Raw genomic sequence first — 24,839 nt, 5'->3', positions numbered from 1 at the left:
GACTGTCCTCTTTCAAGGAGTCGTCTGTAAGGCTTTTTTGTTTTTTTATTATCTTTTCTAAATTTTTTAAGCTATCCAACTTTGGCGGGGGTTTGTTCCCCTTGCCACAGCAGCTGCATCTCTTCATTGGTGGCAAGCAATTCGACCAAACTTCCCTCGGCTTCAATGCGTCCATCTTTCATCACGATAATGTGATCTGCTTTGGAAAGTGCTGCCCTGCGGTGAGAAACTGCGATGCAGGTGACATCCGGCTCTTGGAACAGCCCTTCCCATACTTGTTGTTCTGTCTCCACATCCAGTGCACTCGACAGGTCATCAAAGATAAACAGGTCCGCCTCCGTCAATAACATGCGTCCTGTGGCCGCGCGCTGAATCTGCCCGCCTGAAAGCATGACTCCTCTTGGACCAACCGGGGTCTCAAGCCCCTGATCCAGATGTTTGATATCCTTCTCCATCACAGCCAAACGAATGGCTTTTTCAAGGGCTTGCTCGGTGTTACCCTGTTTGCCCTGGACGATATTTTCTTTCAACGTATCACTAAACAGTCTTGGCACTTGCGGGGTATACGCGGCTCTAGGCGGCATCAGGAATGTGGCTGGATCAACAGCCGCTCCATTCCAGTGAATGTCCCCTTTTTGTTTGGGTAACAGCCCAAGAAGTGTGCGTACAAGCGTTGATTTACCTGATCCAATCCGTCCCGTAATCACAAGAAATTGTCCACGTTTCAGACGGAAACTGATCTCTTCTATGCCATTTGCAGAATTCGGATATTGATAAGTCAGCTTATTCACCTCAAGAGATTGCAACTTCTCCTTAGGGTCTCTCTGTTCACTTACAAGTTCTGGCGGATCTTCGTACAGATAGATTTCCCTTGAATCCATGATCTGGTCTTCTTCCCCTGGGCGGAATAGCTTACGCATACGATCATAGGATACCTTGAGCCTTTTATGCTGAAACACCATATAACCAAACAGTGAAATGCTAAATCCGATATTGGCCAGATAACTGGTGAATAAGGCAAAATCACCTACGGTAAAGTTCCCTGCTTTCATCTCAGCTGCACACATCAGTAGAATCAATCCGGTACAGATACTTAGAACATGCTGATTCATCGATCTCATCCACTGCTTGAACAGATTGTCTCGAAGTGCAGCCTGGCGACGATCTTCATTCAACTGGTTAAAACGTGTAGAGACATTCTCTTCGGCCTGACCCAGTTTCAGGGCTTGCACTGCTCCAAACGTTTCCGCAATAAAACTGGTAATTCGCCCAGTCGATTCTCGATTAAACTGTGCATATTTCCGAGCCCGATTTCCGGACAGGTTGTTAAGTAAGGTAACGACCACCAACGGCAGCACGGCAACCAATGTGATCTGCCAATTAATGTTCGCCATAATGACGATAGACACAACAGCAAATACAAGACGTCCCCAGAAGTCTACCCATGATTCTACATACTCGACGACTTCATCGACATCATCCCGAAAGCGACTCATCGCCTCCCCTGGTGAAGCCGGAAGATTACGCCCAGGCCAGCGCATGATTGCTGCGAGCATGTTGGTTCGCAAAATCGCCTGAACATGATACAGATACGTAACCCATGCATAGAAGGCTACAAAAAATGTGCCCACCCGTGCCATTCGGACCAAAGCAATAAAGATTAGCGGCACAGCAAGCCACATGTAGTCGTTTGAACCCGCTGTTGTGCGATCAAAAAACCATTGCATTCCAATACCAATGGCTAGCGGTAAGGAGTGAAATATACACCATAACAATCCGTTGATTATAAACAACAAAGGCCTGAATCGAAACAAACGGCCTATAAATCCTGCTACAGTCATGCCAATTCCTCCTCTCGGCCTGTAATCAGCAGTCTGGCATAGTGAGATGCCGGGTTACTGGCAAGTTCTTCTCTCGCTCCAAATTCCAGTACCTTGCCATCACCGAGCACCATAATCCGGTCCACTTTCTCCAGCGTAGCCAGTCGGTGAGCAATGATGACTCCTGTGGATTGTTTCATTAACTGGTCAATTGCTGATTGCAGCATACCTTCGGTCGCAGCATCCAGACGTGACGACGGCTCATCCAGAATAACCAGACTCGGTTCGGTCAGGAATACGCGAGTTAAGGCAAATAACTGTGCTTCCCCTGCCGACAATGAAGCTCCACCTGCAGCCAGATACGTATCAAGTCCTTCTGGTTGTGAATTAATCCATTGGCTAAGTCCAAGGCGATCCGTCGTCTCCTTGATCATCTGATCGGATACATCCCCATTGAACAGGGTCAGATTGTCACGCAGCGTGCCATCAAACAACTGCACATCCTGTGTCACCATTCCCACCCGGCGATAGAGCGCTTGTAATGAAAGCTTTGTGATATCCGTTCCACCTACACGGATCGTACCCCGATCCAGATTGTACAGCCGGAGAAGAACACGACTAAGACTCGACTTGCCGCTACCTGTGCGACCGATGATTCCTAGGCGTTCACCAGGTTTAATAGCAAAAGTTATGTCCTGCAATACCGGTTTATCCTGGTTATAACTGAAATGCACCTGGCTGAATTCCAGACCAAGAGGTCCTTCCGGCAATTGCTCCTCTGTGCCCTCTTCAATCTCACTATGCATGGACAACAGCTCTCTGGAGCGCAGCATGCCGGATTTTGCTTTTTGAAACTCCTGCACCTGATCTCCAAGCATCTCAATCGGATCATTCAGCATCTGTGTATATTGGTAGATCAGAAATAATGTTCCGATACTAATTAGACCTTCCATATAGTAATGCACACCCAGTAAAAGCACCGCAGTGACCGCCAGAGCGAACAGAACTACTGTGGTATTCCACGGAATAACCCGTAGCAGCCAGGCTTTTCTCCCCTTACGGAATACCGTGCGCATCGTGCGGTAAAAGCGGTTCATCACATAGGGCACATGACCATTCGCTTGCACATCTTCAATCCCGGCAATGCGTTCTTCAATTAATCCGAACAGAGAGGCACTTGCTGCCCGTTCATTTTTGGAAGAGTCCACGCCCAGATTTCGGATGAAGACCATGAACAGGATCGATAATAATGTGAACACGGTCATGACCAAAGCAATGGGCACATTAACACTGAACATGAACCCGAGAATTCCGGCCAGCAGTACAAAACTCCCGATCACTTGCACAATAAACATCGCGAAAAAATTGGAGATACTTGTTACGTCACCATCCACACGTTCAATCATCTCTCCAGGTGTTTTCACATTATGAAACCGCATATCGAGACGCAGACAGTGCTTCAGCAGATCTCCGCGCAGTTGATTCGTGGCCCGCCAGGCCACGTCGTTCCCCAAATAACTGACCGCTACCGTGATGAGTTGATTAAACACGGCAACAACCAGAAATATTCCTGCAAGCTGAACAAGATTGGTGAGGACTCCCCCACTTGCTGCTGTATCGATAAATCGTTTGATAATCTGTGGATTCAAAAGCTGAAGCCCCGTTGATGTGAGCAACATGATTAAAAGTAAGGCCAGCCGTCCTTTAACTGGTTTTAGATAGCGCAGCAGCCAAGACATGGAGCGTTTCTCTGTTTTGGGCACAGGTCCCACCTCTTTATCGGTTTATTTAATTGTTTTTGCCTATTCATATTTGTTGATGATCTTAACAACAGCAAATTTGCGATCACTAGGATGAGTCATACATAATGACATTAAAATCGGGATTTCCCGCCCATAATTGATATGTAGAACGCATGTTGACCATTGTACATTCTCCTTTTTAACAAGTTAGTTTTTTATAAAATAACGCTCCAAACGATCCTTTCCATGTGAACAAATCGGGTGGAATGCATGCAAAAAAGCCATAGATGAACTAATGTTCATCTACAGCTTGTAGCCAAAAGAGATCGAATGAAATGCAAAGCATTTCCCGTATCTCCTCTGCATCGCAATAATGATGAGCGTCCACGACAGAGGTGCACAAACATGACTGTCCCAACGCGATCATTGCAAAAAAATTGGATTAATGTCACTATGCTCATGCGTATTCAGTTATCGATTCGAAATCTGTATAGGCATAAACATAATCATCATCCCACCCGTTTCACATATTTGTTGTTTATTGTATTCGCTGGACTAACATCCGTCAAGATAATTTTAACTGAATTGTTATTTAATTCATGCCATTAAACTTTTCAATTCTCGCTACATACTTAATGATGTAGGCTCTGTTTGTTTTTCTCTAACAACAAGACGTCTGTGTGCTATCAGAAGAAAAGGTACTCCCAGGGCAGTCGTCAGTGCAATCGGTAGAAAAACAGCGAGCCCATTCTCCGCTCCAAATTGACTTAGCAACACCCCTCCCATGACAGGAGCAATGACACTACCGATATTATTGAAGCCGATGGTACCGAAATACGTCCCTTTCCATTCCGGCTTTGCAATCCGGTCAATGAGCATATCCATCATGGTGAACAACAACACTTCCCCAATGGTAAATAGTATGACACTCATCATCATCATGAGTACACCTTCAGCGATTCCAACCATCATAAGACTGGTTGCAACCAGCAGGTTACCCACAATCAGAGGAACAAGCGGTGGAAAGTTTCGGAAGGTTCGCACAAGCGGATACTGAATAATCAGTACCGTCACGGCATTCAGGGAAAGCATGTACGAGAACATCTGACTTCCATTTTCAAAGATCGGGCTCCTCGCCAAGTACTGTGCCAACGTAGAACTAAAGTGCCCGTAACCCAGAACACAAAATGTGGTACCGATTAATACTGGCAGAAACACCCGGTCGCGACCGGTGGTTATGAGTGCTTCACGCAAACGTGGTGCGGTTGCCTGATGACGCTCTGGCAGATTGGCATGCTGTAGCTTGAATTGCAGAAATAATACAAGTCCATAGGCTATGTATATCAATCCGGAAATCACAAATGGGAACGTTGATTCAGATGATCCCAGCTGAAATCCGATAATTGGCCCAAAGACCACACCAAGATTAACTGCAGCATATCTGAGGTTGAACACCAGCAATTTGTTCTCCGGAGAAGTAATATCCGATAACAGCGCTCTGGAGGTGGGCTCAAATACTGCGCGGCATAATCCGTTTAACGTATTGGCAACAAAGAACACCCATAGATGCTCTGCTGCTGAAAAGATAAAAAACACACCTGCCCAGCTAAATACCGAGATTAACATCACGATTTTGCGACCGATCCGGTCCGAAATATAACCTCCATAAAAGCTGACCATAACACCTGCCAGCGAGCTAACGGCCACAGTAATACCGGTCTGGGTCGGTGTAGCATCTAACACACGTGTCAGATAGATGGATAGAAAAGGGATACTCATGGACGTCACAAGACGTCCAAACATGGTTCCGATAATGATCGTCCATGCCAAGGGGTGAATTTGCCTTAAATATTGCTTCATGCGAACTTCTCCTATTCTTTCTAAGTGCTTCAATGCGGACTTTTTGAAGTACTCTTCTAATACGTGTTCAAAAAGTTCGGTTTTCAGTACCGAGAAGATGGGATGAAGCTAGAAATGGAGTAGCGGAGCGTAGGGAAAACTACGTGAGCAACGGACATTTCGGCTGAATTCCATATTCGATGCTGATGATGCCTTTAGGCATCTTTCGTAATCAAAAGCGGACTTTTTGAACTACCTCTTCTAATGTATAATTGTAAGGATAAAAGGGGGAAATAAAAGTGTAAATATATGATCACACTTTTCACCTTTAATAGAGGAGTCATGACCATGGATACCCTACATACACACTTTATAATGCTCGCCGGCGCTGAACAACTTTCATTCAAACTTCATGAACCTGTAGCGGTAACGATTGATAGCCTGTCCGCTGCCTTGTGCTGCACCCCTCGTAATGTGAAATTCATTCTCAGAAAATTGGAGGAACAAGGCTTTATCCATTGGCAGCCTGGGCGTGGGCGTGGACATCATTCGGAGTTAACGATGCTGCGTAGCATGAATGAAGCGTTGGAAGTGAGTTTTACCGAACTTCTGGCTAAAGGCAAAATGAAAGATGCTATTGAACTCATCGGAACTGTTCAGGTGGATGATACATTGCGAGAACAGCTCATGCTATCCCTCCATCAACAGATGGGATTTCACAGTCATGATGAAACTGCCTCTGGTCAGGATATCCTGCGCATCATGAGGTCACGCCAGTTAGGTGATTTGGACCCAGCCTTTGTTTATACTGCATTTGAAACCTACCTGCTAAGCCAGGTCTGTAATACATTGATCACTTATGATGCCAAGACGGAATCATTCCTGCCAGCACTGGCGCACATGTGGGAGTGTAGCGAGGACCATCGCTTATGGACCTTCTATCTTCGCAAAGGTGTACGTTTCCACAACGGCCGTGTCATGACATCCCGGGATGTCCAAGCGACGTTGCAACGATTGGTTGATGTGCATAGTCCGTCCATCTGGTTGTATCGGGATATTGAACGAGCGGAAGTAGCTGGCGATTACTGCATCAAGTTTGTTCTACATCGTCCTAATCGGTTTTTCTTGCATCTGTTCAGTTGTATTCGGATGACAATCCTGCCCTACGATTACAATGTAGCCAATACATTGATAGGTACCGGTCCTTTTCAGATCTCTGAGCTGAATGCAGATGTGCTGGAGCTTACCGCTTTTGATGCGTACTACGGCATCCGGCCACATCTGGATCAAGTCCATTTCTGGTTTGTGCCTGACCTGAGTCCGAATGATCGCTATTATGAGCTACCGGGTACAGATCGATTGAGTCTCGCAACAGGCTGTGATCAGACGAACAGTATCAATTATCCGGCGCTGGGTTGTCAGTATATGCTGTTCAATTTTCACAAGGAAGGCATCCATCAAAATCCCCTATTTCGCCAAGCCCTGCGTATCGTCTATGATTCGGTCGCGCTTGTCCGAGATCTCGGTGGGAATCGGATCACACCGGCCAGCAGCTTCCTTCCTTGGAGAAGTGCAGCCCAAGACTGGACCGTTGCTTCTCTTGAACATGCTCGTGATTTACTGCATAACTGTGGGTACCAGGGTGAGACGGTAACATTATCGTATAAGCATAATAAGGATGCAGACGTTGCGGAGTGGTTCCAACGTCGTGCAGCGTACATTGGTCTGAACATCAGCATGCAGGCCGTTGTGGATTACTTCAACTCAGAGGAGACCATGAACGCGCAATTGATCCTCGCTGAAGAGATACTGGAGGAAGATTGGCAGTACGGCATGATTCATTTTTTCAAAAACCTGTCCAACCATTTTCATATGTGTATGTCTCCTGCATTCCAGTCTCTATTGGATGACAAACTGGATCATTTTGCAACGCTTCATCGGGCAGAACGTACTGCGCTCCTGGATGAAGCTGAAGCCTTGCTACGTGATCACTGCTGGATATTGCATGGCTGTCACATGAACAAGCAGGCTGAACTGGATCAGAGCATCTTCGGCATGCAGATCGCAGAATTCGGTTATCTGGACATCTCCAAATTGTGGATCAAAAATCCTTAGAGATTTGTGCATAAAAAAGCTGCTAGCCTATTTATGATAAGCTAGCAGCTTTTTACTCATGAATCCATTTGTAACGCGTTCAGAGATTATTTTTGATGTAATAGCTCTCCAATGCTTGCATAATGGACTCAATTTTGATCGGTTTGCTGACATACGCATCCATGCCTGCCTTCAAGCAGTTTTCCATGTCTCCTCTTACGGCATTTGCAGTTACCGCAATAATGAATGGGCAACTCTCGGGGTGCAAAGCATTTTTAATCGCTTTTGTCGCTTCGAATCCATTAAGCCTTGGCATATGCACATCCATGAAGACAATATCATATGAAGTGTGTTTGACCGCCTCGACTGCCTCAACACCGTCCGCCACATGATCCACGAAATGCCCTTTTTTCTCAACGATTCTGCTAAGGACGAGTTGATTCACCTCATTGTCTTCTGCAATTAAAATCCGCAAGGCTGATGTTCTGCTCTTCTTCTGCTGTTGATCCAACCTGTTGCTCTCTTCACCGTTATTTAATTTAAATTGGGCGGTGAATATAAATATTGTACCCGGTTCATCCGACTCCTCGATCCAGATCTCACCCTGCATAAGCTCCACCAGTTTCTTGCTAATGGCAAGGCCAAGACCGGTACCTTGAGGTTTGCGGGTCATAAAATTCTCCAGTTGGTAGAAAGGTTCAAATAACTGTTGTTTCCTCTCAGCCGGAATGCCAATGCCCGAATCTTTTACCTGAAAATAAAGCTGCACGTTATTCCCGTACTGCTCCTTAACTCCCACTTTAACTTCTACGCCGCCTTCTGAAGTGAATTTGACCGCGTTGCCGATGATATTGGTAAGTACCTGTTTAAGACGATAAGCATCACCATACACCGGAGTTGGAATGACATCTTCTACGCACATGCGAACATCCAGCTTCTTTTCACGAGCCAGCGGTTTTACGATTTGCACCGTCTCGGTCACGATCTCTACGAGATCAAAAGGATCTTCTACCAGATCGGTTTTGCCTGATTCGATTTTGGAAAAATCAAGAATATCATTAATGATGGCCAGCAAGGAATCTCCACTCTTCTGGATGATTTCGATATATTCCTTTTGTTCCCCGCTAAGTCCAGGAGTATCCAAAAGCAAATCCGTCATCCCAATTACACCGTTCATAGGTGTGCGGATTTCATGACTCATCATCGCCAAAAATTCACTTTTGGCCTTATTCATTCTCTCCGCTGTCTCTTTGGCTACCAGCAGTTTTTTCTGCTCCGTAATATCCTTCGCAATCAGGTAAAACCCGACATTGGATGTATTAATAATGATTGGAGCAAGCGTAGCCAAGACTTCTGTCTCAGATCCATCCGTGTGCCGAACAGCGTTGATCTCCTTTTCAGCCATCTCATAATCACTGCCCAGAATCAGACCCAGATTACTGGCTCCGATAAATCTGCTTATACTTGTACCGATCATTTCAGCCACGGGACAACCCGTCATTTTCACCGCTACTGGATTTGCATTCATAATATTACCATCCATGTTAAACGAGATAATGGCGTCATGATTGTATTTCTTAAGCGAAGTGTATCGCTCCACAGATTCCTGCAATTTAAATTCGATGCGTTTGCGTTCAGTGATATCCTGTAGTGTTCCGTTCAGCTGAACTGGCTGACCATGCTCATCAAGCGTAATTAATCCACGCAAGTGAAGATACTTCTCATTCCCATCAGAGCTGATGTGTTTGTATTCAAAATCGAGCGGTTCACCCTGTTTTACCCCTGCAATATGTTTTTGTAAAGAGGTTATATCTTCGGCATCCATAACATCAAAAACATCACTTATCCGATATGGTTTGCAGGTGCGTTCAAGTTCAAAAATCTCAAAGATCTGATCTGAAAATGTAATATGGTCTAAGACCATATCCCATTCCCAACTACCAATCAAGGCGATACGTTCAGCCTCTGCACTGATATCCTTTTGTTTTTTTCGCTCTGATATATCTCGTCCAATTGTAAAAATCTGCTGTTCATGCTCCGCATCACCAAAGACCTTGTATGTGGTTTCAAACCAAAGATAATGCCCGTCTTTATGGCGGACTCTAATATTCAACAGATTACCTTTAGTCAAATCCATCTGTGAGATCCGTTCCAGATCTTGTGGGTGAAAGGAAGAATTATTGTTTTGGCCAATGACTTCTTCCGGGGAATAACCTAATATTTGTTGGACTGACGGTGAGCAGAACCGACAAACTCCCTCTGAATCGGCAATATAGATGATCTCCTGAGCATGATCCGTAATAAGTTTAAACATTTCTTCACGATGGAGAAGTTTTTGTTCAGACAGTTTACGATTGGAAATATCAACAATATGGCAAACGGAATAAAGAGGTTCATCCGTAATTTCGTTTCGAACCAAGGAAACATGTATTGAACACCATAAGATGTCATCATTTTTATTAATGTAACGTTTTTCGTATTGATTTTCTTTTGATTTACCTTCAAATAGCTCATAACTACAGATCATATCTTGTGAGAAATCATCCGGATGTGTAATATCCTGATACGTGAGATCCATTAATTCATCACTTGTATAACCTAGCATACAGCAAAAAGCAGGATTCACTTTCATCCATTGCCCTGTTGGAGCAACGAGTGCAATCCCAATAGGCGCTTGGTTATAGATCTGCTCGAACAATTCATGATGATCGACCTTTTGAACCTGCATTGTAAGTTCTCCTTTTGGCATAGACTCCATGTAAATTTTGTCGAAATCTAAAATTTTTACTGATATAAGATGTTCTATAAAAATTAGTCAGTTTTAAAACAACAGTACCTGCTTAATACCCAGAATTTCAACCGTTGAAACAAATCTTTTTAAGAGATTTGTGTCTTTAAACCAAACAAGGCCCGGAATCCATCCACATGGAATCCCGAACTTTGTCATTATATATCATTATGAGTCATATGCAACACGGAATCATTAGAAAAATGGGTTAGCGCTCGCGACCAATAAGATAATCCAATAAATGTCTCAAAAATGGAATAGGTTTCGGCATCTCGTTCAATGCATCTGTGGCAAGACAATAATGCTCCCACATCGCTTTCTTCGCGCCTTCATCACCCAGAATAGACACAAAGGTTGAATTGTTGTTCCGCTCATCCTGACCTGCAGGTTTCCCAAGAATGAGGTGATTCCCCTCGAAATCCAGCAAGTCGTCCTTGATCTGGAAGGCGATCCCCGCATGATAAGCGAACTTTTTCAGCGCAGCCATCTCCGGTTCCTTCACTTGGGCAAGTATCGCTGGCATGACCAGGGCAGCTTCGAAGGCAATGCCAGTTTTGTAAAAACAGATCATGTTCAACTGATCCAGCGTCAATGCCTTGCCCTTGGAATTCAGATCCATGGCCTGCCCCATACACATATCCTCTGCTTTTTCAGCAGAATACTGGATGAGTCTGAGCACGGTCGCCGCATCAAAACGATCCAATGAGGATTGCTCCCCAATCGCCTTCTGGATAAGAAATAGACCGGTTAGCTCTGCTGTGGCACTATTGTGCACATGGTGCAGCGTTGAACGTCCACGTCTTGTCGAAGCATTATCCTGCGTAGGCAGATCATCAAAGATCAGGGAAGCCGTATGCATGTACTCCAATGATCTTAGCAGCGGAACGATGGATGATTCATGAAGACCATACTCGCGCACGCCCATAACCCAAGTTAATATTGGACGTAGCCTTTTTCCGTCTCCCTGCAAACTGTAATTGGCCGCATCGATCAGCGTTTCTTTCATCTCATGAAGGCCACCGGGCTTCGCAATCTGCAACTCCACATTAATCTGTTCGCGAACCGTTCGAATGGTCTGTTTGAACTCCTCTTTCTCCTGCTTGTCATTTTTCAATTGAAGCACAACCTGATCCCGTAACAATTTATCAAGGAAATCAACGTCATCTGCTTTTCGCACCATCTGTTGAACCAGTTGATTGAATTCAGGCTGCCCAGAGGCAAAGATCGTCATCACTTCATCATATTTCTGCCGCCCCAACCGTTCTTTACAGCGCTTCAGACCGTTAATGGCACGATCCAGTATGACCTCAGGGGTCTTGGCATCCGAGTTGTATACATCATGGATTAGATGAGAGATGACTGCCCAATACAATTCATATGGATTGATCAAGTCGGGACGCAAATCTCGATACTTTAAATAGTACGTATACGGAGTTACTGCCCCTTCTTCCATATCGTCAAACATATCGGCAAAATCATCGGCCAACTGATTATATATTCCGTAATAGAACGTCCGTAGATCAAATCCTTCATCCACTGGCGCACTGAGAACAGACCGGACGATTAATCGGGAAGAAGAAGATTTGATAATAATCGGAATGTACAGTTCTTCATTGCTATAATTCGCATTGGCTAATTTCTTGTTGCGATCGATCTCCTGAGACTGAAAGAACACATAGGATTGCTCTAAAAACGTGCGCTGTTTCTCTGGATGCTGGTAGTTCTTGATGTACTCAAATGCTTCCCGAAGCTCGGAATGTACATATTCAATTACTTCAAGATTGCTGCCTTTCCAATCTCCCAGATCAGGTACGACCCCGGTAAGAAGTGCATCGCGTATCATCAGGGAATATTGTTCTTTTTCCTGAACAGTCAAAGCTTGAGAATCCAGCAGATCATCCACAAATGGATACGTCAAACCGTACGAATAACCAAGTCGGATCGCCGCATCAAATCTCCGGGCACGTTCTTCAGGTGGTGTCTGCTCATTCATCTCATCGTCCACATGAAGGACCACGCCAAGAATGATCTTGATGAGCTTCCGTTGCGCCTGCTCTGCATCCAGCTCCTTCGGGATGTTGGATGCTACATTCTTTAATTTGTTCATCACCCAGATGACAGCCGTTTCAATGTGCTCCTTCTGTCCCCACCGGTACAACGCAGCCAGACTGATATAATCAGGCTGTCCTTTTCGCCCAGTAGCTGAGCCCATAAAGTATTTTTTAGTATTCTGGACAACGTTCTGAATTCGGGCCTGCGTGCCCGGAGAATCAAGGGCTTGCCCCAGATCCCGCATATAAATATAGGAGATACTCCGATCCAGGTAATCATCCAGCTTTCCTGTCGTATTCAGCCAGTGGATATATCTATGAACATCCCGAGGATCCGGTTTTCTTTTGCTAGGTGATAAAAGAGAAAGCCAGGCAAAACGATGAATATGTTTCTTTTGCCATACATGAATATCTTGGGTAAGTGCTGTTGTATACGTATTATCCATAAGTTGCTGCCTAAGAGAAGTAAAATACTGAGATGCTTTCTGCTCAGCTAGCCGATATCCTGCATCAGCCTGTTCTGTAAGTACGTTATTCATAGGGTGGATACCTCAAATTCTATTAATGTTAAACATGTATCCATGAAAGGAGATGAGGTGCGCCATGGACGAAAACTGAACTCATTTGATCGTGTATCCAACGCTTCAGCTCATGTTCATAACCTTTATACGGCGATCCAACCGTTTGGTTACGAAATCGTCATTGTTCATTCCCATATACGTGATTTTACAGAATGGATGACCAGACTTTGACCGCTGTGATGGCGATAAGTACGATTAATGCATATCGAAGTACCCTCACATTAATCATCGAACTAACCCGTGAACCAAGGGATGCCCCGAGCAGACTGCCGATCACCGTATAGATAATGGGTTCCATCGGAATGTCTCCACCCGTAATTTTACCTATAACGCCGCCAATTGCGGAGATAAATACAATCGCCAGTGAAGAAGCAATCGTCGTTCGTACGGGGATGTTGAGAATCGTCAGCATGATAGGAATAAGGATAAAGGCACCACCCGCACCAACAATTCCTGATACAATGCCTACTGCAAAAGCAGTGCCTGCTGCAATCCACCGGTTAAACACCAGTGGAGCAGAGGTATCAAGCTTTCCCTTTCCGGGAATCAGCATAAGCACAATCGCCATGATCGCCAGAATGCCATAGATCAGATTAATAACCCTTCCGTCCAGATGACCGGATATGAACCCGCCGATCAGACTGCCAGCAAGAATGCTGGAGCCCATGTATAGCACCAAACCTCGGTGAACGATCGCCCCACCACTTCTACCCGTTTTTACTTTTCTGCGGAATGCAATCACACCAGCAAGTGAAGCGAAAAACACTTGAAACATACTAATCGACGATACCTGATGTGCTGAGAACGGCTCCAATCCCACCCAGGATGGAACATATAACAGTAGCGGATAATTGATAATGGCCCCACCAATACCCAACAAACCGGAGAAGAATGAACCGACCAGACCCAGTATAAACATGATGACAAAAAGCAGAAGATCCATCGGTTATGCGCTTCCTTTCGTGCAATATAAATCTCATTTCGATATCACTCAAAAGTGCTATACACAGCGAATATTATCCGTTATAATAAAAACCAAGTAAATTAATCCGAAATGAGTGATTAAGCATGTTTAACGTGTTGAAGACTCTTTTTGAAAATAAATGTCCACAGTGCAACGAAAAATTACAAGTTCATAACGATGCGTTATGTTCGACGAAAACTTGTTCTCAATGTCATTACAAAGAAGAGAGTTATGGCTCTCTTGGCGTTCGAATTGTATATGACACCACAAAATGATAAAAAGCTATAGCCTTGTTAATTGTATCACGATCTCTGAAATTTCGGGATGATTCGACAAACTTATTTCCATCTCATATGCCATGATTACTTTATAATGAAAATACAAAAACGGTGCAAAACGAATAAATCGTTCTGCACCGTTTTTTTCTGTTTTTTGATATAAGTTGCCTTAATTATAAAAGGGAACTTATTTGGTTTTGAAGCTGAGGAATCCATCATCTACGGCTACGGTTGTCCCGTTCACTGCGCTTGCTGCATCACTGAACAGGAATGTAACCACACTGGCTACTTTCTCTGGTTGAATGAGTTCTCCACGCATATGTTGAGTAGCAAGCGCATCCTTCATGGCTTGGTCATCACCCAGAATCGGTGTTTCGATAAAGCCAGGTGCTACACCAACTACACGAATTCCATGCTCAGCAAGTTCCAATGCACCGGATTTGGACATCATAACAACAGCAGCCTTGGCTGCGTTGTAGTTGAAGCTACCTACTGCAGCAACGCTTCCATAGATCGAAGCTGTATTTACAATAGTACCTTGTACATTTAATTCAACCATTTTTTTCGCGCCATAATACATACCGTAGTATACACTGTGCTGATCTACATCAATAACTCTGTGATAGGATTCCGGGTCCATCTCCAGAAATGGCTTCACAAGTCCAATGCCTGCGTTATTGAAAATACCGCTTAACGTACCATATTGCTCTACGGTCCAGTCGATCAAGGCTTTGATCTCGTCCCCTTTGGATACATCCACTTTGTACGCGCCCGCTGTTCCGCCTGCTGCTTCAATCTCTGCCGCAAGCTTCTTCGCTCCGTCTTCATTATAGTCAGCGACAACAATAGTCGCACCTTGATCCGAAAGTTGAAGTGCTGTTTCTTTACCAATACCACTGGCTCCGCCTGTAATAATGATTACTTTTCCATTGTGTTGAGTCATGACTCAGCTCTCCTTTGGCAAAATATATTTAAGGGCAGTTCAATACTTATAGTAAGTAACTATATTTTATTAACTTATATACTTATCATACGCCTCTGTCCCAACCTTGTCAAACCATAGATCATCTTCACATAAATAAGAGATAAATGTCATATACATCTCCTATTTACATGATATAGTCTAGCTCCTGTGATATTAAATATGCATGAGTTTTGGGAAAATAAAAAAGCGAGCATAACGGTAATTCAATCATTCCGATATCTCGCCCTTCTCAAGTATTCGATTCCAAACTGGATTGTCTTAATGTGGTAAGATCAATTCAATTTATTCACCCTGAAGTCCGCTAAGCGGATCTTTCAAATTATTGATGTTGGTGATCAGTTCAGGAATGCCTGTCTTCTCCCAATTCTCTGCCGTAAAACCTTGCTCTGCAATTGTATTCTCGAAATTGTCCACAACTTCTGTTAATTGAGTATTGTAACTAACCAGATTCTCATGAATGCTCTCTCCTATTGCAGGAGCAGTCAACTGAGAAAATTCGCTTGCCTCTGCTTGGATCAGATCGATTTTCTCCTGAATCTGCGTTGTAACCTCCGGATTATTCACCGCACCCGATGCAAGCTCTTGCAGATCAGCTCCGGCGTTTGATACCTGTTCTATATAATCAGTAGCCCCACTCACATAATTTAAACTTTGATTAGCTTGTTCCACGACAGAACAGGCTGAAATCAGCAGAATACTTGATGCAATAAGGCCTGTCATCATTAATGTGTGCTTTCTTTTTCTTATGAACATGATCATCTCCCCTTCTCCTAATCGGAATCCTTGTTCCAAGTCCATGATACCTGTTCAGACTGCTTCATTGCAAATGGGTCTGCAGCCAATGTTATTAAGATGTATAATAGTAAAATCACACGGTAAAGGGATGTCATGATTATGCTTCAAGCCTTGAACCAACGCTTGAACCGCATCATGCCACTGATTACCCCAATCAGTATTATTATTGGCGTGTTATGCGGGAGTTTTCTTTCTTCTTATACCTTTTTATCCCCTTGGCTTTTTGCGTTCATGACGTTCGCTGGAAGTATCAGTCTTGGGATACGGGATTTTGTGAACGTGCTGAAAAAGCCGTTCCCCCTGTTTGTATGTCTGTTTATTTTGCATTTGGCGATGCCTCTAATTGCTCTCGGTATGGGTCATCTGGTTTTCCCTACAGATGCGTACACCATAACGGGCCTTGTTCTGGCAGCCGTGATTCCGACAGGAATAAGCAGCTTCATCTGGGTTAGTATCTATCGGGGCAATATCGCACTTACGCTATCCATCATCCTGATTGATACCATGCTTGCTCCTTTCGTAGTGCCCGGGGTGTTGTCCCTGTTAATCGGCACCAGTGTTACACTGGACACAGCAGCCATGATGAGCAGTCTGTTCTGGATGATTGTTGTACCATCCCTGCTCGGTATGCTGCTGAATGAGTGGACCAAAGGCGCCATTGTCCCGGTCTGGGGACCAAGGTTGAGTCCGTTGTCCAAATTGTTCATGGCATCAGTCGTTGCGATTAACGGATCTGTCGTTGCTCCCTACTTGGCTGATTTCAACTGGAAGTTGGCTGGTCTTGCGGTCATCATCATTTTCCTGGCATCATTCGGTTATGCACTAAGTTACTTCATCGCCCGATTGCTGGGCTGGAACGAGGCCGATCAGGTCGCTCTGGTGTTCAATGGAGGGATGCGTAATATCAGCGCAGGTGCAGTACTGGCTGTTTCTTATTTTCCGCCACCTGTTGCTGTCCCCGTCGTGCTTGGCATGGTATTCCAACAGATGCTCGCTTCCCTGACAGGTTATCTGCTCGGTCGTCGCTCTCAGCTTCTGCAAAAGTCGGATAAGACATCCGCGGCCTAACAAAATATTGGATGATTAAAAAACGCCGACATGATTGTCGGCGTTTTTCGTCACTATAACCCTCTACTGTAATATCTCTGCAGTAGTCTCTTTAAACTAATGCTACCCATTATCCGATCCTCGCCCACAATAGAAAAAACCATCAACGAGTGATGGTTTTTATCTAATCATTTTTCAGAAATCTGTTGCTCATGATGCCTTTATGCTTATTTCGGTTGAATATATCCTTCGGCTTTAAGCAGTTCTGCGATCAGAACCGCACCACCTGCCGCTCCACGGAGCGTGTTGTGGGACAATCCAACGAATTTGTAGTCATAAAGTGAATCTTCGCGCAGTCGACCTGTGGAGACACCCATTCCGCGTTCGATGTCACGATCCAGTTTTGTCTGTGGTCTGTTCTCTTCTTCAAAATACGTAATGAACTGTTTTGGTGCACTTGGCAGAGCCAGTTCCTGCGGACGACCTTTGAACTGCAACCAACGCTCCAAAATTTCGTCTTTACTTGGTTTTTTCTCGAAGTTTACAAACACAGTAGCCAGATGTCCATCCGTTACCGGTACACGAATACATTGTGTTGTAATTAATGGAGCCGATGCTTTGACGATCTCATTATTTTCGATGCTACCCCAGATCCGCAGTGGTTCCTGCTCACTCTTCTCTTCTTCGCCACCGATGTATGGAATGACATTATCAAGCATATCAGGCCAGTCCGTAAAGTTTTTACCTGCTCCGGAGATTGCTTGATACGTGGAAGCAACAACCTGAGTCGGGTTGAACTCACGCAAGGCGTGCAGTGCAGGCACATAGCTCTGAATCGAGCAGTTTGGTTTTACAGCAATGAATCCGGTTTTTGTGCCCAAACGTTTGCGTTGAGCTTCAATAACATCCAGATGTCCCGGGTTAATCTCAGGGATTACCATTGGTACATCTGCTGTCCAGCGGTGAGCTGAGTTGTTGGACACGACAGGTGTGCCTGTTCTAGCGTAAGCTTCTTCGAGCGCTTGAATTTCATTCTTTTTCATATCAACCGCGCAGAAAATAAAATCAACCTGGCTGGCAAAAGCCTCAACTTGGGAAGCATCCTGAACAACGATTTTCTTCACAGCTTCCGGAATAGGAACTGCGAGTTTCCATCTGCCTTGTACGGATTCTTCATATGTTTTACCTGCCGAATTGGCGCTTGCAGAAATAGCTGTTACTTCAAACCATGGATGTTGATCAAGCAGGTCCACAAAACGCTGACCCACCATTCCCGTTCCTCCGACGATACCAACTTTCAATTTTGCTGACATTCAATCATCATTTCCTTTCGGTTTAAGTGATTCTTCTCTTCAAATCAATTTCATAACTCACTAAAAACGTATTATGAAATTGACTTCCTAATTAACACTATTCAGGCAATTCCAAAGCGTGTAGTCACACCCCGGAAAAACCAAAAAATCCCATCCCCAAGACAATAGTCTCAGGGACGAGATTGAACTCTCGTGGTACCACCCAGATTCGCCAATATGTCACCATATCCGCCTCTTCAAGTAAAGGTTTACAACCATATTGAAAGCTGTAGACCGTTCATACTCTAGCTCTGTAACAGGAGCTCCTGTCACACCATCCCTTAACGCTAAGTTCCGATGTGCTGCTCTGAGTCTTTATTCAATAAAAAGTTCTTTACTCCTTTTCAGCTGCCGGAGCTCTCTTTGAAAGAATGATTTTTATCTACTCGTCTCTTCGTCGCATTTGATATTGCGATTATAATATCAAAATTACTGTGATGAAGTAAACACATTTTTTTAGATCATGGAATTTATATGTTTCCAGCGGAGCTGAACCATTCAATTATCGCAAGAAAAACTTAAGCTACATGCGGTCAATCTTCTGTGATAGTACGTCGATAGACGTTTTTATTATAACATACTACAAATAGCTATTTCTTTACTGCTTTTTGGCAACCATCGCATACGTTCCCAATGGGCTCCCAGGCCCCGAGGCATGATGTGTCCTAAGTAATTTCAGTTCGGAAAGAAGAAGTGTCTTTACTTTGTCCGGGATCGGAAGCAGTTTCAGTTCCACAGGCGCTTCTGCCAGTGTCATTTCGGTTTCCCAGCGACCGTCTTGTAGCTCAGGAGAATGGATCGAAGTCTCTTCCTTAATCGTCCAGCCTGCCACAGAGACAATCTCTTGGATGTCCTCCGGTGTAAAAAGCGTGCGCACATTGGAGAAGCTGTTCTCCTTGTAACATTCGACCTGAGACTGAATCAGAACGGATAACCAATGTGAGAGCTGGCTCACATCTGTAACTCGGGCATCCCATTCTGCAAAACATAACTGATGTCCCCACGTCCTAACCTTGCTAAGAATCTGGGCGAGTTCGTCAAACGATTTCAAGTACCAAGAACAATGGGAAAGTACGATAACATCAAACTCATTCTCGGCGAATTGAGTCTGATCACTCAGAATATCAAAATCATAATCCATTCGAATTCGATCACCCAGTGGAGATCTCCGCAGCTTGGCTGCCGCTTCGCCTACGGTCAGCGGTGTACCATAATCCTCCGGTGCAATATCTACACCATGAACGTACCCGTGCTCCCCCACCAGATGTGCAAGCACGGCCGTTGTATCTCCCTGACCACACCCGATTTCCAGAACCCGGCTGCCTTCCTTTATCCCCCAAAAGAGTCCCAGTTTCATCCGATGCTCGGTCTGAATGTACTGAATGGCGGCGTTGTCCTCCACGTCCATATACTTAATAAGGTCCCTGATGATAGATTCATTCATGATTCCTCACTCCTCAAAGAGCAACCTAAACTTCTTGCTAATTGTAGCGTTACTGGAATAATTGTACAACACTAGAGTCTATGACAGAACCATGGCACGGAGGAGAACTCGTCCTATAGCAGATCTAAACCTCTGCTACATATCAATTCCTATGCCCACTGAGTTGCAAGCTTCTGAAGATAGGGTGTCAGCATGGGCTGTAATTCCTTACGCAACAGTCCGATCTCCAAGATCGCCTGAATATATCCGAATTGATCGCCTATATCGTAGCGACGCCCCTCCAGTTCAAGGGCCAACAGTTCCTCCACCTGACTTACTTCTTTCAAGGCATCCGTTAACTGATATTCCCCTCCAGCACCTCTCTCGATCTGATCCAGGATTGGAAAGATGGAAGGTTTCAGAATGTATCGTCCCATTACAGCTGTTCGGGATGGCGCTTCTGCAAGGGAAGGTTTTTCGACCAGATTGGTGACTCGGTGAACCCGGTTCTCTGCACCATTCGAATCAATAATGCCATATTTGCTCACATTTGCCGCGTCTACCTGACGAACACCAATGATCTGGTTGCCTGTCTTTTCATAGAGATGGACCATCTGAGCAAGTGCAGGTGGATCAGACACCATTATGTCATCTCCCAGCAGTACAGCGAAGGCATCATCCCCTACAAATTGCCGTGCACACCCAATGGCATGCCCCAGACCCAGTGGTTCCTTTTGACGAATAAAATGAATATTTGCCATCTCGCTGATGGCCTGCACCTCTTCCAGTAAAGACTGTTTGCCCTTGGCATATAAAGAGTGTTCAAGTTCAACCGATTTATCAAAATGGTCCTCTATGGATTTTTTGTTGCGTCCGGTCACAATGAGGATATTCTCAATGCCTGATTGTACTGCTTCTTCAACAATGTATTGGATGGCCGGTTTGTCTACAATCGGTAACATCTCTTTAGGCTGTGCTTTGGTCGCGGGCAGGAAACGGGTTCCGAGACCCGCTGCCGGAATAACTGCTTTTTTAATTCGCATATCATCATACACTCCTTTCATTTGCTTCTTATAACCAATATTGCACGCTGTGGGCAGCTAAGTAGCGATACGAAACACCCAATATCTGCTGGCCATATAGTTCAGAATCATCCCTATCAAGGTCGCTAGGATCTTGCTCATCACTAGACTCCAACCCAGTACATCGTGCAATGTCAACAGAATGAGGGCAGATAACGCGAGAACGATAAGATTGGTGATTAGAAAACGAATAAGTTTCGTTCTATCGCCGCCCCCTCGTGCCGTATCTCGAAAAGTCCACCTGCCGTTCAGCCAATAACTGTTCGCAACACCGCAGCTGTACGAGATTACTTGAGTCATCAGAACCGGTACACCGACCACTGCAAGCAAAGCAAACACCACCGCATCCACTGCCGTATTTGCAACACCCACAATACCGAACTTGAAGAGTGTCACCAGACGCTTAGTCATGATGAGCAACTCGGGCTGTCAATCGGGATTGCGCTTGCTGGCCATCGGCCTGAACTACATCTCTCACAATGTATAGCGGACGCGCCTTGGTCTCATCATAGATACGGCCCACGTACTCGCCCAGAATGCCCAGCATGATCAGGATGAATCCGTTAAACATCAGCATGATACTCACAATGGATGGCCATCCCTTAATTGTTGAATCTGTAAAGATGGCCGAAACAATAACCGTTAACATATAGATGAATCCGCCAACCGACAGGATCGCACCTACATAACCTGCGAGCTTGAGCGGTTTATACGAAAATGAAGTAATACCATCCAGGCTTAGTTTCAGCATGCGTTTCAGCGGATATTTTGTTTCACCTGCTAGACGTTCATCGCGTTCATATTCAATCGCAGTCTGACGAAATCCGACCCAACTGACCAACCCGCGCACAAACCGGTTTTTCTCCGGAAGACGTTTCATCTCATCACATACTTTGCGATCAATCAGGCGAAAATCTCCGGTGTCTACCGGGATATCCGTATCGGTTGAGGCACGAAGGACACGATAGAACAGACTTGCCGACCATTTCTTAAAGCGAGTTTCCCCACTTCGTCTGGTGCGACGGGCATATACGACTTCATAGCCCTCTTTCCATTTGGCGATCATATCCAGTATCAGTTCGGGAGGGTCCTGTAGATCCGCATCAATAATAACCACCGCATCCCCCACTGCATAATCCATACCAGCTGTTATCGCAATCTGATGTCCGAAGTTACGGGCAAAATCTATCAGCTTCACACTCTCGTCCCAACGGGCGTAATCACGGATCATCTGTGCACTTTGATCCACGCTGCCATCATTAACAAACAACAGTTCATAACTCTCTCCTGTGCTGCCCATGACCTTCTTCAGACGCCGATAAGTCTCCTCGATCACCGCTTCCTCGTTATACATGGGAATAATAATGCTGTATCGGTACGCGTGAGCCATGTTTGTCCCCTCCCTTTTCCAATGGACTTCGTCCGAGATTTTCACTCTATACAAATTGAAATAAAGAATTTTTACACTGCACACTTCGATGACAGAACAACCTTCCAATCGCTGTTATCCCCAGATTTTTTTGATTCCCTTTATAAAGGGAAAATCCGGGGATAGCGTATGCTTCCGATGTAGCTTTCTTGCAGAAAGCTTGTAGGCGAACGCTCCGCTTTTTCAGGTTTTTTCTGTCCTCTCCGTTATCATGTAAATGATAAGTTCAATTTATATAGCTACAATTTCACTTCGTACAAGATGGACTGTCCGCCGAATCCGAATCCAGTTCTGTTTCCGGTGTCTCCGTTATCCGCAGATTCGCTGTCGGTGCCTGTCTGCCATTCTGACGTTGGAATCTCGGTTCCGTGCTCTTTGATCCAATCGCTAATTTCCGAGTTTCCTCCACGGCCACCCATGCCACCAACCATGAAGTATTTCACTTGCCTGCTCTTGACGAGTTGTTCCAGTTCCTCCGTTGTGTACACCGGGTCTGACCCGGAGAAGCCTCCAAGCGTAATCACCGCTGCTTTCTCATCGATGATATAAGGTGCTGCCTGATTATAGTCCGTAGTGGCGAAGAGATACGTTTCGCCTGTATTGTGCTCTTTTAGATAATTCAGTGTGGCTGTATCGACTTCTTCGTTACGGTTGCCCATTCCGCCACGGCCACCCATTGTAGGCATTTCTGTGTCTCCTGCCCCGCTACCCATCGGCATACCCATGCCGGATTCGCCAAACATACCATTGGAGCCAGTAGGTCCTGCTGCCGGAATCATGCTGTTACCACCATAAGTAATTGGGGTGAATGCCCAGTAGATTGGACCGATCAGCATCGCCATGAATCCTGCGATAATGAAGCCCTGTTTCCATTGATGTGTGCGATGAAGCATACCGACAAGGATGACCGTGACCAGAATACCTGCGATCAATTCACTAATGGACCAACCTGCACCAATCGTATCGTTATACGCCTGCATGATGTACCAGCCGAACAAGGTCGTTAGCAGCACGGACACCGGAAGCAACCAGGCCTGCCAGCCAATTCGTTCACGATATGACTTCCACATCGCTACAAATCCTGCGCCAGTCAGCGCCGCAATTGGAGGTGCAAGCATAATCAGATAATATTGATGGAAGAAACCTGCCACACTGAAAAAGGCAGCAACGGGAAGCAGCCAGGCCAGCCAGAACAAGGCTTCCTTGTGCTTGCTGGTTATATTTCTCCGTCTTAATCCTGCAAATATGGCAATGCATCCAAGCAGCACAACTGGCAGAAGCCAGCTCGCTTGACCTGACAGTTCAGTCTGGAACAGACGCAGAGGACCTTTCTCCCCTGTACCAAACATGCCTCCCATGCCACCGCCGAAATCTCTTCCGTTTGGCATTTCCATATCATTTGGCATCTGTCCGTTCGTGAAATTGCCATTCGGCCCATTCATGCCGCCCATGGCGTTCAAGCCGTTCGAACCATTCATATTATCGTTATCCGGTGCATTGACATCTTGCCCAGCGCCAGGAACACCACTGTCTGTCTGATTAGGGCCTGAAGACAAGTCACCTCGATTGCCCCTATTATTTCCCTGTCCAGCAGCGTTCGGCATCCCCGCGTTACCTGCTGTGTTCTGCTGACCCGTTAGGCGAGCCAGACCATTGTATCCAAAGGCGAGTTCCATGACCGAGTTTGTTTCACTGCTACCGATATAAGGCCGCTCGTCTTCGGGTATAGAATCCACAGTGACCGCCCAGGATAAGGAAACCACCGCCAGAACCGCTGTGCTGCCGATCAGCAGGATGATCTTCCTTCTCCATTTCGCCTGAAATGCAAGCAGATAAAACAAGTAAAAAGCCGGGAGAATCATGTAGGCTTGAAGCATTTTCATATTAAATGCTACGCCTATTAACCCAAAAGCAACCAGAATGCGCCATGTACTTCCTTGTTTGCTGCCTTTGAACAAAAACCATGAACCCAGCAGTAGTGTAAACACCAACATGCTGTCAATATTGTTGGTCCGGCTGACTGCCGCCACGACAGGCACAGTTGCCAATGTAAGTGCCGAAATTCGTGCTGCTGCAAGACCATATGTAGGTTTCACCATGAAATAGATCAGGAGCACCGAACCGATTCCCGCTAATACTTGAGGCAAAATAACGCTCCATCCATGCAGTCCAAAGACATAGGCAAAGGCCGTCTGAATCCAGAAGACAACGGGTGGTTTATCTACAGTGACCGAGCCTGCCGAGTCGAGTGAAGCATAGAAAAAGTTGTGGAAGTTGCTGAGCATACTCCCAACGGCAGTCGTATAATAGGAATTGGCATATTGATCATTCCAGATACCGTACCCATTCAAAAATGCCGCCAGTAATACAATCGACAGAAGGACAAGATCCATCCTTCTTTTGGTGTTATTCAATGTTGATCACTCCTTCAAAGTTCTTCATGTCTAGTATTGTGACATGCCAAAATAAAACTGGGATGAGTGCCCGCTGAATGTTGTCTGAGGATAATTCACAATCCTTTCAGCTAAATTTCAGTTTGGCAAGCGATAATACTACATACAGTCCCTCC

General features: G+C 45.2%; 16 protein-coding genes and 1 other annotated feature. Of the genes, 2 read left to right on the top strand and 14 right to left on the bottom strand.

Annotation, left to right across the window (positions count from 1 at the left end; genetic code table 11):
* Positions 1–71 precede the first annotated feature (71 nt).
* The 3 genes from MHH92_RS13590 to MHH92_RS13580 form a co-directional block, all read right to left on the bottom strand.
* Entirely contained in the window at positions 72–1,841 is a 1,770-nt protein-coding gene (locus tag MHH92_RS13590) for an ABC transporter ATP-binding protein (RefSeq protein WP_340904268.1), read from the bottom strand.
* Positions 1,838–3,583, bottom strand: a complete 1,746-nt coding sequence (locus MHH92_RS13585) for an ABC transporter ATP-binding protein (protein WP_340904265.1) — start codon at positions 3,581–3,583, stop codon at positions 1,838–1,840. Before MHH92_RS13585 ends, MHH92_RS13590 begins: the two co-directional genes overlap by 4 nt.
* A 603-nt stretch (positions 3,584–4,186) precedes the next feature.
* On the bottom strand, positions 4,187–5,422 hold the full coding sequence (locus MHH92_RS13580; protein ID WP_127545778.1) for an MDR family MFS transporter: 1,236 nt from the start codon (positions 5,420–5,422) through the stop codon (positions 4,187–4,189).
* A gap of 327 nt (positions 5,423–5,749) precedes the next feature.
* Here MHH92_RS13580 and MHH92_RS13575 point away from each other — a divergent pair, with 327 nt between their 5' ends.
* Entirely contained in the window at positions 5,750–7,516 is a 1,767-nt protein-coding gene (locus MHH92_RS13575; RefSeq protein WP_340904256.1) for an ABC transporter substrate-binding protein, read from the top strand.
* Between the two features lie 79 nt (positions 7,517–7,595).
* Here the strand turns inward: MHH92_RS13575 and MHH92_RS13570 are convergent, their stop codons facing one another.
* From MHH92_RS13570 to MHH92_RS13550, 5 genes are all read right to left on the bottom strand, one after another.
* Positions 7,596–10,223, bottom strand: coding sequence for a PAS domain S-box protein (locus MHH92_RS13570; RefSeq protein ID WP_340904252.1), 2,628 nt, complete (start codon positions 10,221–10,223; stop codon positions 7,596–7,598).
* Between the two features lie 268 nt (positions 10,224–10,491).
* Positions 10,492–12,873 carry a polyprenyl synthetase family protein gene (locus tag MHH92_RS13565; RefSeq protein WP_340904249.1) on the bottom strand — a complete coding sequence of 794 codons (2,382 nt, stop codon included), beginning with the start codon at positions 12,871–12,873 and terminating at the stop codon, positions 10,492–10,494.
* 187 nt (positions 12,874–13,060) lie between these two features.
* Entirely contained in the window at positions 13,061–13,858 is a 798-nt protein-coding gene (locus MHH92_RS13560; protein WP_340904247.1) for a sulfite exporter TauE/SafE family protein, read from the bottom strand.
* A gap of 486 nt (positions 13,859–14,344) precedes the next feature.
* The gene (locus tag MHH92_RS13555; protein WP_047842788.1) at positions 14,345–15,100 is read right to left on the bottom strand and encodes an SDR family NAD(P)-dependent oxidoreductase; all 756 of its coding nucleotides are present in this window, start codon (positions 15,098–15,100) and stop codon (positions 14,345–14,347) included.
* 324 nt (positions 15,101–15,424) lie between these two features.
* Positions 15,425–15,895, bottom strand: a complete 471-nt coding sequence (locus MHH92_RS13550) for a DUF6376 family protein (RefSeq protein WP_156946112.1) — start codon at positions 15,893–15,895, stop codon at positions 15,425–15,427.
* Positions 15,896–16,036: 141 nt separating this feature from the next.
* Between MHH92_RS13550 and MHH92_RS13545 the strand changes: the two genes are divergently transcribed.
* On the top strand, positions 16,037–17,005 hold the full coding sequence (locus tag MHH92_RS13545) for a bile acid:sodium symporter family protein (protein WP_340904241.1): 969 nt from the start codon (positions 16,037–16,039) through the stop codon (positions 17,003–17,005).
* Positions 17,006–17,211: 206 nt separating this feature from the next.
* On the opposite strand, the gene asd is transcribed toward MHH92_RS13545, so the two are convergent.
* The 6 genes from asd to MHH92_RS13515 form a co-directional block, all read right to left on the bottom strand.
* Positions 17,212–18,297 (bottom strand): aspartate-semialdehyde dehydrogenase, encoded by a 1,086-nt coding sequence (gene asd, locus MHH92_RS13540; protein WP_017688716.1) that lies wholly within the window; start codon positions 18,295–18,297, stop codon positions 17,212–17,214.
* A gap of 169 nt (positions 18,298–18,466) precedes the next feature.
* Positions 18,467–18,743, bottom strand: a binding site (T-box leader).
* Between the two features lie 191 nt (positions 18,744–18,934).
* Positions 18,935–19,780 (bottom strand): class I SAM-dependent methyltransferase, encoded by an 846-nt coding sequence (locus tag MHH92_RS13535; RefSeq protein WP_340904238.1) that lies wholly within the window; start codon positions 19,778–19,780, stop codon positions 18,935–18,937.
* 149 nt (positions 19,781–19,929) lie between these two features.
* Complete coding sequence (galU, locus tag MHH92_RS13530) at positions 19,930–20,802, bottom strand: UTP--glucose-1-phosphate uridylyltransferase GalU (RefSeq protein WP_340904236.1); 873 nt, start codon at positions 20,800–20,802, stop codon at positions 19,930–19,932.
* A 57-nt stretch (positions 20,803–20,859) separates the two neighbouring features.
* A complete protein-coding gene (locus MHH92_RS13525; RefSeq protein WP_101314006.1) occupies positions 20,860–21,252 on the bottom strand; it encodes a GtrA family protein in 393 nt (130 codons plus the stop codon).
* Positions 21,245–22,231 carry a glycosyltransferase family 2 protein gene (locus MHH92_RS13520; protein ID WP_340904234.1) on the bottom strand — a complete coding sequence of 329 codons (987 nt, stop codon included), beginning with the start codon at positions 22,229–22,231 and terminating at the stop codon, positions 21,245–21,247. Before MHH92_RS13520 ends, MHH92_RS13525 begins: the two co-directional genes overlap by 8 nt.
* 278 nt (positions 22,232–22,509) lie before the next feature.
* Positions 22,510–24,684, bottom strand: coding sequence for an ArnT family glycosyltransferase (locus MHH92_RS13515; protein WP_340904231.1), 2,175 nt, complete (start codon positions 24,682–24,684; stop codon positions 22,510–22,512).
* Positions 24,685–24,839 lie beyond the last annotated feature (155 nt).

The organism is Paenibacillus sp. FSL M7-1414, assembly GCF_038003195.1.
Lineage (GTDB): Bacteria > Bacillota > Bacilli > Paenibacillales > Paenibacillaceae > Paenibacillus > Paenibacillus amylolyticus.
Note: the sequence above shows the minus strand (reverse complement) of the source record. Positions and strands in the feature narration are given on the sequence as shown.

Excerpts from the sequence above, each read along its gene's own strand:
- MHH92_RS13590 (WP_340904268.1), bottom strand. The coding sequence starts at position 1,841 with ATGACTGTAGCAGGATTTATAGGCCGTTTGTTTCGATTCAGGCCTTTG.
- MHH92_RS13580 (WP_127545778.1), bottom strand. The coding sequence starts at position 5,422 with ATGAAGCAATATTTAAGGCAAATTCACCCCTTGGCATGGACGATCATT.
- MHH92_RS13575 (WP_340904256.1), top strand. The coding sequence starts at position 5,750 with ATGGATACCCTACATACACACTTTATAATGCTCGCCGGCGCTGAACAA.
- MHH92_RS13570 (WP_340904252.1), bottom strand. The coding sequence starts at position 10,223 with ATGCAGGTTCAAAAGGTCGATCATCATGAATTGTTCGAGCAGATCTAT.
- MHH92_RS13565 (WP_340904249.1), bottom strand. The coding sequence starts at position 12,873 with ATGAATAACGTACTTACAGAACAGGCTGATGCAGGATATCGGCTAGCT.
- MHH92_RS13560 (WP_340904247.1), bottom strand. The coding sequence starts at position 13,858 with ATGGATCTTCTGCTTTTTGTCATCATGTTTATACTGGGTCTGGTCGGT.
- MHH92_RS13555 (WP_047842788.1), bottom strand. The coding sequence starts at position 15,100 with ATGACTCAACACAATGGAAAAGTAATCATTATTACAGGCGGAGCCAGT.
- MHH92_RS13550 (WP_156946112.1), bottom strand. The coding sequence starts at position 15,895 with ATGTTCATAAGAAAAAGAAAGCACACATTAATGATGACAGGCCTTATT.
- MHH92_RS13545 (WP_340904241.1), top strand. The coding sequence starts at position 16,037 with ATGCTTCAAGCCTTGAACCAACGCTTGAACCGCATCATGCCACTGATT.
- asd (WP_017688716.1), bottom strand. The coding sequence starts at position 18,297 with ATGTCAGCAAAATTGAAAGTTGGTATCGTCGGAGGAACGGGAATGGTG.
- MHH92_RS13535 (WP_340904238.1), bottom strand. The coding sequence starts at position 19,780 with ATGAATGAATCTATCATCAGGGACCTTATTAAGTATATGGACGTGGAG.
- galU (WP_340904236.1), bottom strand. The coding sequence starts at position 20,802 with ATGCGAATTAAAAAAGCAGTTATTCCGGCAGCGGGTCTCGGAACCCGT.
- MHH92_RS13525 (WP_101314006.1), bottom strand. The coding sequence starts at position 21,252 with ATGACTAAGCGTCTGGTGACACTCTTCAAGTTCGGTATTGTGGGTGTT.
- MHH92_RS13520 (WP_340904234.1), bottom strand. The coding sequence starts at position 22,231 with ATGGCTCACGCGTACCGATACAGCATTATTATTCCCATGTATAACGAG.